The organism is Agrobacterium sp. 22-3639C2 (assembly GCF_053522105.1).
Genome location: NZ_JBNWDB010000006.1, coordinates 25,102 through 37,110 on the forward strand (window position 1 = coordinate 25,102; position 12,009 = coordinate 37,110).

General features: G+C 59.8%; 6 protein-coding genes. All 6 read left to right on the plus strand.

From position 1 onward, the window contains the following. The first annotated feature begins 19 nt into the window (after positions 1 to 19). The 6 genes from ACQZ6D_RS23485 (at position 20) to trxA (ending at position 11,992) form a co-directional block, all read left to right on the plus strand. Positions 20 to 2,602, plus strand: coding sequence for a sensor histidine kinase (locus tag ACQZ6D_RS23485; protein WP_003516327.1), 2,583 nt, complete (start codon positions 20 to 22; stop codon positions 2,600 to 2,602). Then, a complete protein-coding gene (gene tsaE / locus ACQZ6D_RS23490; protein WP_065705037.1) occupies positions 2,599 to 4,104 on the plus strand; it encodes a tRNA (adenosine(37)-N6)-threonylcarbamoyltransferase complex ATPase subunit type 1 TsaE in 1,506 nt (501 codons plus the stop codon). The genes ACQZ6D_RS23485 and tsaE overlap by 4 nt, the downstream gene beginning before the upstream one ends. Positions 4,105 to 4,127: 23 nt before the next feature. Then, entirely contained in the window at positions 4,128 to 4,865 is a 738-nt protein-coding gene (locus ACQZ6D_RS23495) for a nucleotidyltransferase family protein (RefSeq protein WP_065705241.1), read from the plus strand. Next, the gene (addB, locus tag ACQZ6D_RS23500; protein WP_065705039.1) at positions 4,862 to 8,047 is read left to right on the plus strand and encodes a double-strand break repair protein AddB; all 3,186 of its coding nucleotides are present in this window, start codon (positions 4,862 to 4,864) and stop codon (positions 8,045 to 8,047) included. The genes ACQZ6D_RS23495 and addB overlap by 4 nt, the downstream gene beginning before the upstream one ends. Beyond that, complete coding sequence (addA, locus tag ACQZ6D_RS23505; RefSeq protein ID WP_448730131.1) at positions 8,037 to 11,594, plus strand: double-strand break repair helicase AddA; 3,558 nt, start codon at positions 8,037 to 8,039, stop codon at positions 11,592 to 11,594. Before addB ends, addA begins: the two co-directional genes overlap by 11 nt. 77 nt (positions 11,595 to 11,671) lie before the next feature. Then, positions 11,672 to 11,992 (plus strand): thioredoxin, encoded by a 321-nt coding sequence (gene trxA, locus ACQZ6D_RS23510; protein ID WP_003516334.1) that lies wholly within the window; start codon positions 11,672 to 11,674, stop codon positions 11,990 to 11,992. Positions 11,993 to 12,009: the final 17 nt, after the last annotated feature.

Genomic DNA, 12,009 nt, shown 5'->3' on the forward strand with positions numbered 1-12,009 from the left:
GGACGGAGACAGACCGGGGATGACGGTTCACAATTCGGATCTGCGCGAGCAGACAGTTCAACGCGTTGAAAACACGCATGCTGGCGTGGCATTGGGCGCGGCCATGGCGCGTTGCCGGCTGGCGATCAGTGCTGTGCGGACAGGCTTTTCGCGGCTTCCCGTCCTGATGTCCGGCACGGTTCTCGCCGGCTCTGCAAATGTGGCGCTGGCGCAGGACGGTCTTGTCGCAAAGACCGGCGCGCGGCTGTTTTCATCCGGAGAAACCATCACCTATTCGCTTTTTGTCGGCATGCTTTCGGCAACGCTGTTTTCCGTCGTCTGGCTGGTGCGCCAGCGCGGTAATATCGAGGCGGAGAGCGGTGAATACCGCAAGGCGCTGGCAGAATCCCACCACAAGATCGCGAAATACGAGGCGCTTATCTCCGACAAGAGCCGGCGCATCGTCATCTGGGACGGCGTGGACAAGCGCCCCGAATTTCTGGGGCAGCTGCCCGTAGAGACGGGCGCACCGCAGGCGGATCACGATTTTCTGGCCTTCGGGCGCTGGCTGAAGCCATCATCCGCGAGCCAGCTTGAAAAATCCCTCGAAAAACTTCGCAGCCACGCACAGAGTTTCGATCTGACGATCGAGACGCAGCGCGGCGAAGTCATTGAAGTTCAAGGCCGGGTTTCCGGCGGCAATGCCTTCGCGCGTTTCGTCGCCCTCAACAACCTGCGCGCCGAACTGGCCGAATTGCAGGTGGAGCGCGAGCGCCTGATCGCCTCGGTCTCCACCTTTCAGGAACTTCTCGATTCGATCGAACAGCCCGTCTGGCGGCGCAATGGCGAAGGCGAACTCATATGGGTGAACCACGCCTATGCGCACGCTGTGGATGCGCGCGATGCCGAACAGACCATTCAGGAGAAACGCGAGCTTCTGAACACCGTTACCCGGCAGAAGATACGTGCGGCTGCCACGCCGAGTTCCCCCTACCACGATCGCATTTCGACGGTGGTTTCCGGAAACCGTACCTTCTTCGACGTTGTCGATATCAAGACGGCGGGCGGTTCTGCAGGCATCGCCATCGATGCCACCGAAGCGGAAACCACCCGCGAGGAAATGAAGCGGGTTCTGAAAAGCCACGCCGAAACGCTGGATCATCTCGCAACGCCCGTCGCCATTTTCGACGGCCGGCAGCGGCTGCAATTCTACAATCAGGCCTTTGCCACCCTGTGGGGCTTCGATCTGGTTTTTCTGGAATCCGGCCCAGATAATTCCGAGCTTCTCGACAGGCTGCGCACCGCCGGCAAATTGCCCGAGCAGCTGAACTGGAAAAACTGGAAAGAGACGGCACTCTCCGTTTACCGCTCTCTCGATACCAAGACCGATCTGTGGCACCTGCCCAACGGCCAGACGTTGCGGGTTATCGCGACCGCCCACCCGCAGGGCGGCGCGACATGGGTCTTCGAGAACCTGACCGAACAGGTCGATCTACAGATGCGTTACAACACCTTGGTGAAGGTGCAGGGCGAAACCATCGACCATCTGGCCGAAGGTGTCGCCGTGTTTGGTGCGGACGGACGTATTCGCCTTTCCAACCCGGCATTCAGGGCCCTCTGGGGCGTTACCGCCGAGCAGGCGGAAACTGGAACCCATATCCGCGCCGTTGAGGCCGCCTGCACGCAATCCTACGACAAGCCGGATGGCTGGCGCTCTTTCAGCCAGTTCATCACCAGCTTTGACGATGAACGCCCGTCGAGACAGGGAACGTTGGAGCTGCTCTCCGGCCTGGTCCTCGACTACGCCATTATTCCGCTGCCGGATGCGCAGACCATGCTGACATTCGTCAACATGACTGACAGCGTGCGGGCCGAGCGGGCGCTCAAGGAAAAGAACGACGCACTGCTCAAGGCCGACGAGCTGAAGAACGATTTCGTGCAGCACGTCTCTTATGAGTTGCGCTCGCCGCTGACCAATATCATCGGCTTCACCGATCTCCTGAAGACCCCGGGTATTGGAGAATTGACGGACCGGCAGGCGGAATATCTCGACCATATTTCCACCTCTTCCTCGGTTCTTCTGACCATCGTGAACGACATCCTCGATCTCGCGACCGTCGATGCTGGCATCATGCAGCTGAACTATTCGGAAAACGATCTCAACGAATTGCTCGACGACGTTTCGGTGCAGATTGCCGACCGGCTACAGGAAAGCGGTATTTCGCTCGAGATCGTCGCACCCGCGCATCTCGGCAGTCTGGTGGCGGATCACCAGCGCCTGAAGCAGATCCTCATCAAGCTCCTCACCAATGCAATCAATTTTGCGCCGGAAGGGTCTTCCGTTCAGCTTTCATGCCAGCGCAGCGAGGGTGACTTCCTGTTCTCGGTGGCGGACAAGGGACCGGGTATCCCCGAAGACATGCTCAAGGCCGTGTTTGACCGCTTCGAGACGCGCGGTAACGGCGGGCGGCGGACCGGCGCTGGCCTTGGCCTTTCTATCGTGGAAAGCTTCGTCAGCCTGCATCACGGCACTGTCAGCATCGACAGCCGGCCCGGCAACGGGACCATCGTCACCTGCCGCATTCCTTCGGGTGTGCACCCGCATTCCATCGCCGCAGAATGAGTGACGATATCCTGCCGATCACCCTTTCCCTCAATGGGGAAAAGGACACCATCCGGTTAGGCGAAGATCTGGCGCTGGCTTTGGGAGCTGGCGATTGCCTCGCGCTGATCGGAGATCTCGGCGCGGGCAAATCCACTCTCGCCCGCGCCTTCATCCGGGCGATGGCGGATGCACGTGATCTTGAAGTTCCAAGCCCCACATTCACGATCATCCAGACCTATCCAACACGTATTCCCGTTGCCCATCTTGATCTATACCGACTGTCTGACGTCTCGGAACTGGACGAACTCGGCATCGACGAGATGCTGGAAGACGGTATCTGCCTGATCGAGTGGCCTGATATCGCCGCCGAAATCCTCCCGCAAAACCAGACCATCAGCCTGCGACTGGAACACTCCGGTGACGGGCGTCGGGCTGTAATCGATGCTCCCGCGAAACAGAAAGCACGGCTTGAGCGCGTTTTCGCCATTCGCGATTTTCTTGCGAAAAATGGCAAGGGCGATGCGACCCGCCATTTCCTAAGCGGCGATGCTTCCACACGCGCCTATGAGACCATTTCCACCGATGGTCCGGACCTTATCCTGATGGACTGGCGACGCCCTTTGAGAGGTGCGATCGTTGCTGATGGCAAGACCTATGCGGAAATCGCCCATCTTGCCCAGGATGCCCGTTCCTTCGTGGCGATCGGCAATTATCTGCGAAATAGCGGCTTTCGCGCGCCTGAAATACTGGCGGCGGATACCGATCAGGGCATTCTTCTCCTGGAGGACCTCGGGCGGGAGGGGGTGCTTGCGCCCGACGGAACGCCGATTGAGGAACGTTATCTGCAAAGCGTCGCCTGCCTCGCCGCCCTTCATAAAGCTCCGACACCGCGCAAGCTGCCAGTTGGTGACGGCAGCACCTACGAAGTGCCTCCTTTCGATCGACCGGCGATGAAGATCGAGGTGTCGCTGCTGGTGGAATGGTATCTGCCCCACAAACGCGGCAAATCACTGTCCGATACCGAGAAGCGTGACTATTATGCTCTTTGGGACGGCCTGATAGACGCGCTCAGTGGCTGCGAAAGCGGGCTACTTCTGCGCGATTTCCATTCGCCCAACATTCTCTGGCAAGAGCATAATGCAGGCATCCGGCAAGTCGGACTGATCGATTTTCAAGACGCGATGATCGGCCCGACGGCCTACGATCTCGCCTCCATCGTGCAGGATGCGCGGGTTACCATTTCGCCCGAACTGCAGGAACGCCTGCTTTCGCACTATCTCGACATTAGACGAGACGAGCCGTCCTTCGATGAGGCGTCCTTTCTCAAGGCTTTCGCCATCATGTCGGCGCAGCGCAACTGCAAACTGGCCGGTATCTGGGTAAGGCTGTTGGAACGCGATGGCAAACCCGGTTATATGAAACATATGCCAAGGACGTTTCGCTATCTTTCCGCAGCGCTTTCGCATCCCGAACTTGCACCGCTCAAAGACTGGTGCGTCCATATGGGCATGGAATTTTAAAGACTGAAAGACGGTTGACCACGATGACGATCAAGAACGCGATGGTGCTGGCCGCCGGGCTCGGCACCCGGATGCGCCCGATCACGGATACGATCCCGAAACCGCTCGTCAAGATCGCCGGCAAACCGATGATCGACTACGCGCTCGACGCCCTTGTCGAGGCCGGCGCCGAGAAGATCGTCGTCAACGTCCATCACCATGCCGATCAGATGATCTCCCATCTTGAAACCCGTACCGACGCCGAAATCCTGATTTCCGACGAGCGGTCGCAGCTGATGAATTCCGGTGGCGGACTTGCCAAGGGCCTGAAACTTCTGGAGCCAGGTCCCGTCTTCGTCATGAATGCCGATCTTTTCTGGATTGGCGAGCAGCTGAATGCCGTCAGCAACCTGCGCAAGCTTGCACAATTCTTCGATGCGACGCGCATGGATATGGCGATGCTCTGCGTCGATATGGACCGTACCACCGGTCATAACGGCAAGAGGGATTTCAACCTCTCTTCGGATGGTAGACTGGCGCGGTATCGCGACGGGGACACGAACCCGGTGGTTTATGCCGGGGCCATTGCCATGGATTCGCACCTGCTGGACGATGCGCCGGGGGATGCTTTCAACCTGAATATCTATTTCGACAGCGCCATCGAGAAAGACCGGCTTTTCGGGCTTTCACTGGATGGCCACTGGATCACCGTCGGCACTCCCGATGCGATAGACGATGCCGAAAGTATCATCCGGCAATACAGGGAAAAGCGCTCTGCATGACTTTGACCCATCACGCAAAGCGCGTCCTGACGATCGCTGCGGGAACACCGTTCCTCAAAACGCTCGCGGAAACGCTGTGTGACGGGACACTGACAGCCGGCTATAAATACGACCCTGCGGATCCGCTTTCGCTTGCCAAGGTGACGATCTATGTTCCGACCCGGCGCTCCGCCCGCGTGCTGCGCTCAGAGTTTGTCGATCTTCTGGGCGGCCGTTCCGCCATTTTGCCACTGATCCGGCCGCTCGGCGAAACCGATGACGACAGCGGCTTCTTCGAGATCGAAAATCCTGAGATCATGGATCTGGCGCCGCCGATTTCCGGCACCGGCCGGCAAATCGAGCTGGCGCGCCTCATTCTGGCATGGCGCAACAGCCTGCCGGACGCCATCAGGGCCATCCATTCGGACTCACCACTTGTCGCCCCCGCCAGCCCTGCCGACGCCATATGGCTGGCGCGCGCGCTTGGCGAAGTGATCGATGCGATGGATACGGAAGAAAAGGAATGGGAGGCGCTCGCGCATCTCGATACCGGCGATCACGCCCAATGGTGGCAACTGACGGCGGATTTCCTGAAAATCGCCAGCGTGTTCTGGCCCGCCCGTCTTGCCGAACTCAATCGAACTTCCGCAGGCCGACATCGCAACGGCATCCTGAGGGCGGAGGCGAACCGGCTTGCCAACCTGCCGGACACCGGACCAATCATCGTTGCGGGCTCCACGGGCTCAATTCCGGCAGCAGCAGACCTTATCGCCTCTGTCGCCTCCCTGCCCCAAGGCGTCGTCGTGCTTCCGGGCCTCGATCTCACGATGCCGGAGGAGCAATGGGAGGCTATTGCCGAGGACCCTACCGATCCTTCAAGCCGCACCCATTCGCAATACGGGCTCTACATGCTGTTGCAGAAGCTCGATATCATGCGAGACGATGTCGTTCAGATTGGCGCTATCGATAGCGATCTTGAAAAACGCGCGGCGGTTTTTTCGGCAGCACTTGCTCCTGCCAAATCCACCAGTGACTGGAACCGCTGGCGTGAGGACAAGCAACCCGGATTTTTCGACGATGCTTTTGCGGCAGCGACCCTGATAGAAGCTGCCAACGAGCGCGAAGAGGCAACCGCAATTGCGGTGGCGCTGCGGCTGGCGCTTGAAGCGCCGGGCGCTGGCCGCCCGTCTCAGGCCGCGCTGATCACGCCCGATCGCGGACTGGCCAGGCGCGTGGCGACGGAATTGCAGCGCTTCGGTATCGAAGCCGACGATTCCGCCGGTACGCCGCTTTCCGCCACGCCGCAGGCCGGACTGACGCAACTCGCACTGGAAGCTATCCTCAGGCCCGGAGATCCGGTGCCGGTCATTTCCCTTCTGAAACATCCGCTCAGCCGTTTCGGGCTTTCGCTGGAGGCTTTTACAAAAGCATCAAAGGCGCTGGAATTGATCGCACTTAGAGGCGGCCGCGTCGAAACCGAAATCGGCAATCTGGAGGCGGTTCTCGATGCGCAACTGGCGGCACAGCGCGATGACCGGCATCCGCCTGCCTGGAGGCTGGCACTGCCTGAGGGAAGCGTAGACGCCGCGCGCGATCTGGCACGCCGGATCGCCGTTTCGACAGAGCCGCTTGGCAGCGCATTCGTTCGTCGCGACCGCTCAGGCCGGTCTTTCACGGACAAATTGCCGCTTTCCGATTGGGCCGAGCGGACGGGCCGGGTGATCGAAGCCATCTGCGCGGATGACAACAACGATCTTGCCACTCTCTGGTCCGGCGAGGCAGGCGACAAGCTTTCCGGCCTGTTTGGCGAATTGATGGAAAGCGGCGAAATCCTTGATGCGGATGGTCCGCAATGGGCTGATATCTTCGCGGCACTGGTTGCTGGCGAATCGATCAAGCCGCGATCCATGCGCCATCCGCGCATTTTCATTTTCGGTGCCCTTGAGGCACGACTGCAAAGCGTCGACACTGTCGTGATCGGCGGTCTCAATGAAGGGCTTTGGCCGGGCCAGACGGCAAACAACCCGTTTCTGTCCCGCAACATGAAGACAGCCATCGGCCTGGAACCGCCGGAACGGCGCATCGGCCAGCTGGCGCACGATTTCGAGATGGCGAACGGGACACGGCAGATTTTCTACAGCCGCGCGCTCAGACAGGGCTCGACACCCGCAGTCGCATCGCGCTGGCTGCAACGGTTGCTGGCACTCGGCGGCGAGGATTTTGCCGACCAGCTGAAGAAGCGCGGCGAGACCTATCGCCACTGGGCGGCACTGATGGATGCGAGCATCGACCAGGAAGCAGCAAAGCGCCCTGCCCCCAAACCGCCGGCTGACTTGCAGCCGAAGAGCTATTCCTTCAGCGAAGTGGGCAGGCTGCGCCGTGACCCCTATTCGATCTACGCGCGGCGTATCCTGAAGCTCAACCCGCTTGATGGCTTCAACCGCGATCCCAATGCCGCCGACCGTGGCACGCTCTATCATGCAATCATCGAGCGCTATTCCCGCGAGGGGCATATTCCCGGCACACCGGCATCGCTCGAGGCCATGCAGCGTATTCTGGATGAAAGTTTCGACGCGGAAGATCTTCCTGCACATGTCGATGTCATCTGGCGCCCGCGATTCGAGGCGGTGGCACGCGCCTTTATCGACTGGGAGAAAGAACGACATCCATCCATCCGCCGCAGCTTTTTCGAGGCGCGTGCCGGACAGGAAATCCCCGAGGCAGGCATAAGGCTGACCGGCATCGCCGACCGCATAGATATCAAGACCGGCGGTCAGGCGGATATTATCGACTACAAAACGGGGCTTGCGCCTTCAGTCAATCAGGCGCGCGCGCTGCTCGACCCGCAGCTCGCGCTGGAAGCGGCAGCACTGATGCGGGGCGCCTTCCGCGAGGCGGGTTCGCAGACGCCGGAGAACCTTATCTATGTGCGCCTGCGGCCGGGTACCCGTTTTTTTGCCGACCAGGTGAACAACGAACACTCCAACCGGGGTGGCAAAAAAGCACCGAAATCGGCAATCGAGCTGGCAACCGAATCAATCGATCAGCTGGCCAAGTTCGTGCGTTCGCTGCGTGATGGCGAAAACGGCTTTGCCTCGCGGCTGGTGCCGGAGGAGCAGCAATCCTACGGTGGGGAATATGACCACCTCGCCCGCGTTTCGGAATGGTCGACGGCAGAACCGGGAGACGGCGATGATGATTGACCCTATCGATCACGGGCCTGCCACGGACACCCCGCAAAGCTGGATAGACTGGACGAGCGATCGGCAGCGGCTCGCCTCCGATCCGGCAAGTTCCGCCTGGGTTTCGGCCAATGCCGGTTCCGGCAAGACCCATGTGCTGACCCAGCGCGTCATCCGTCTGCTTCTGGCCGGGTGCCGACCCTCCGCAATTCTGTGCCTCACCTATACCAAGGCAGCGGCGTCCGAAATGTCGAGCCGCGTTTTCGACCGTCTGGCGGAATGGGCTACGTTGCCGGATAACGATCTTGGGGATCGCGTCGCTGCCATCGAAGGAAAGATGCCGGATCGCATCAAGCTGGCCGAAGCGCGGCGGCTGTTCGCCAAGGCGCTGGAAACGCCCGGTGGGCTGAAGATCCAGACGATCCACGCCTTCTGCGAAGCCTTGTTGCATCAGTTCCCGCTGGAGGCCAATGTCGCCGGCCACTTCTCCGTCCTTGATGACCGCGCCGCAACAACCCTGCTGGCCGAGGCACGTCGGTCGCTTTTAACGGCGGTTTCGACGGAGGGAGACACCGATCTCGCGCAGTCTCTCGCTTATGTGCTTGATTTGGCGGACGAAAGCGGGCTCGAATCGCTACTCACCGCCATCATCGCCAATCGCAGCGCCCTTCGTGCCTTTTTGATCGATGCAAAACAGGCTGATGGCATCGATGCCCAATTGCGGCAGGCAATGCAGATAGACGCGGGTGAAACCGAAGAAACGGCAGCGGCGGCATTCTGGCCCTTGCCAGGTCTCTCGGGGCTTTCCCTCGATACCTATCTGACGCTTGCCGATGAAGTGGGCGGATCGCGCGTCATAGATGTCGCTTATGCCCTGCGGGAAGCGAAACGGCAGACGGATTCCGTGCGGCGCATGGAATTCATCGAAGCTGCGCTGTTGACAGCCAAGGGCGAGAAAAAATCCGATGCCTATGTCATCAACAAGGGCATGCAGAAATCCGCACCCGATCTCGTCGACGCGCTGACGCTTGCGCGGGACCATGTCGTGGCCTGTCGCAACCGCTATCGTCTGGTGCGAATGCTGGAGGCGACGAAATGCGCGCTTGTTCTGGCTGAGAGACTGATCGGCGATTTCGAGGATCTGAAAAAGCAGCGAAGCCAGCTCGATTTTGAGGATCTGATCGAGCGCGCCGCCAATCTCCTCAACCGCGATACGGCGGGCGCCTGGGTGCATTACAAGCTAGATCAGGGTATCGACCATATTCTCGTCGATGAGGCGCAGGATACCAGCCCTGTGCAATGGTCGATCATCCAGTCGCTGGCGGCGGACTTCTTCAGCGGCGAGAGCGCCCGCATGGGGCGGCGCACGCTTTTTGCCGTGGGTGATGAAAAGCAATCGATCTATTCGTTCCAGGGCGCACGACCGGAGCGGTTTTCGCAGGAGCGCGACGAGACCAAAAGGCGTGTCGATTCGGTGGAGCAGGCATTTCACCGCATCCGCCTGCCGCTGTCCTTCCGTTCCACGGAAGATGTGCTGGCCGCCGTCGATCAGGTCTTTTCGGACCCTAAAAATGCCAGCGGCCTCAGCGCCGATAACGAGCCAGTCGAACACCGCTCCAACCGCGCCGGCCACCCCGGCACCGTGGAAGTCTGGGATATGGTGGCGCCGGAAACCGCCGAGGACGAAGAAGACTGGACGGCACCTTTCGATGCACTTCGGGAAAGCGCGCCGGCCACCATCGTTGCCCGCCGGATCGCCGCGCGCATTGCCGGCATGATCGGCAACCAGACAATCATCGAAAAGGGCGTGGAACGCGCTATTGAGCCCGGCGATATTCTTGTGTTGGTCAGAAAACGCCATGCTTTCGTCAATGCGCTGACCCGTGAGCTGAAACGGCGCAAGAATATTCCAGTCGCCGGTGCCGACCGTCTTCGCCTGACCGATCACATCGCCGTGCAGGACCTTCTGGCGCTTGGCCGTTTTGTCGTGCTGCCTGAGGATGACCTTTCTCTGGCCGCGCTGTTGAAAAGCCCGCTTTTCAATCTCTCCGAAGACGATGTTTTCGATGTCGCTGCCACGCGATCCGATACGGAGAGCGTGTGGCAAAGATTGCAGACGCTTTCGCAAGACGAGAACAGCCGCTTCTTCGCAGTCGCCAACAAGCTTAAGAACTTTATCGGGCTTTCGAAAACGGCAACGGTGCATGATTTCTTCGCTGCGGTTCTGACCCTGCATGACGGGCGCAAAAAATTCCTGGGTCGTCTCGGCAACGAGGCGAGCGATGTTCTGGACGAGTTCCTGTCCTTTGCGCTTGACCATGAAAGGACCGGCTTGCCCGGCCTGCAAGCCTTCCTATCCGTTCTGGAAACGGATTCGCCGGAGGTGAAACGCGAACAGGACAAGGATCGCGGTGAAGTGCGGATCATGACCGTGCACGCCTCCAAGGGTCTTGAAGCGCCGGTCGTTTTTGTGGTCGATGGCGGTTCGAAGGCCTTCAACCACAGCCATGTCCCTAAACTGCGCTTCGTCGAAGCAGACGGGGACGCCTTCCCCGTCTGGCTGCCTGGCAGCGGTTTTTCCAATCATCTCATTCGCGCCGATGAGGAACGCCTGAAGACGGCCGCGGAAGACGAATATCGCCGGCTGCTTTATGTGGCGATGACACGTGCCGCCGATCATCTGGTCGTTTGCGGTTATCGCGGCCAGAAGGAAAATCCCGAATGCTGGCACGCCATCGTCAAGGCAGCACTCGCCGACAATGAAAAGCACTGCCAACCGCAACAGTTTATGGCCGATGGTGAAGAGTGGCAGGGGCTTGTCTGGCGCAAGTCCGATGCTCGTTCGACCCCCGCTCCGAAAAGGCTGCCTGAACCACAGACGCAAGAAGAATATGCTCTCCCGGCGGGGCTTCTTACCCCCTTGCCCGCCCTGCCATCATTGCCGAGGCCACTCAGCCCTTCCGGCGCGGGCACCATCATTGATGACGGTGCGGACGATCTTGCTGTGCGTTCGCCGCTTTTCGGCGAAAAAGCCGATGTCTCCTCACTGGCATTGCAACGCGGTCGGTTGGTGCATCGCATGCTGCAGGCCCTGCCGGATTTTGCCGAGAGTGAGCGGGAAGAGGCAGCCCGCCGCTATGCCGAACGCGCCGCACGGTTCTGGCCGACTGCCGAGCGCGAACATCTGATACGGGCGGTTTTGCGGGTCATGTCCGAACCAGCGGTGCAGCCGGCATTTTCGCCCAATAGCCGCGCAGAAGTTTCCACTATGGGGACCATGACGATCGGCAGGCAGCATTATGCGGTTTCCGGCCGTATCGACCGGCTGGCAGTGGATGGCGACCGCGTCATTCTGGTCGATTACAAGACGAACCGAGTTCCGCCGCGCGACGCGCACGAGATACCCTTCTCCCACACGGCACAGCTTGCCATCTATCGCGAAATTCTGTCACCGCTTTATCCCGGCAAGGAATTTGTCTGCGCGCTGATTTATACGGAAAATGCCGCTTTTATGACGGTTGGTGACGATGCCATGATGCAAGCCCTTGCCGCAATAAAGACAAAGTGAGATACCGGGGCATTGAAATTTCGACGCGCCCGCATCACATCGATAGTGGAAAAGATTCACTGAAAGGAGAGCCAGATATGGCTACCGTAAAAGTCGACGCCGCCAACTTCCAGTCCGAAGTCCTCGAATCCTCCGAACCCGTCGTGGTGGATTTCTGGGCCGAATGGTGCGGTCCGTGCAAAATGATCGCGCCGAGCCTTGAAGAAATTTCGTCCGAGCTTGCCGGCAAGGTCAAGGTCGCAAAGCTCAACATCGACGAAAACCCGGAACTGGCTGCCCAGTTCGGCGTTCGCTCCATCCCGACTCTTGCCATCTTCAAGAGCGGCGAAGTGGCTGACATCAAGGTCGGCGCTGCGCCCAAGACAGCGCTTTCGGCCTGGATTTCCGGCGCCGCGTAAGCAATTTTCCATGGAAT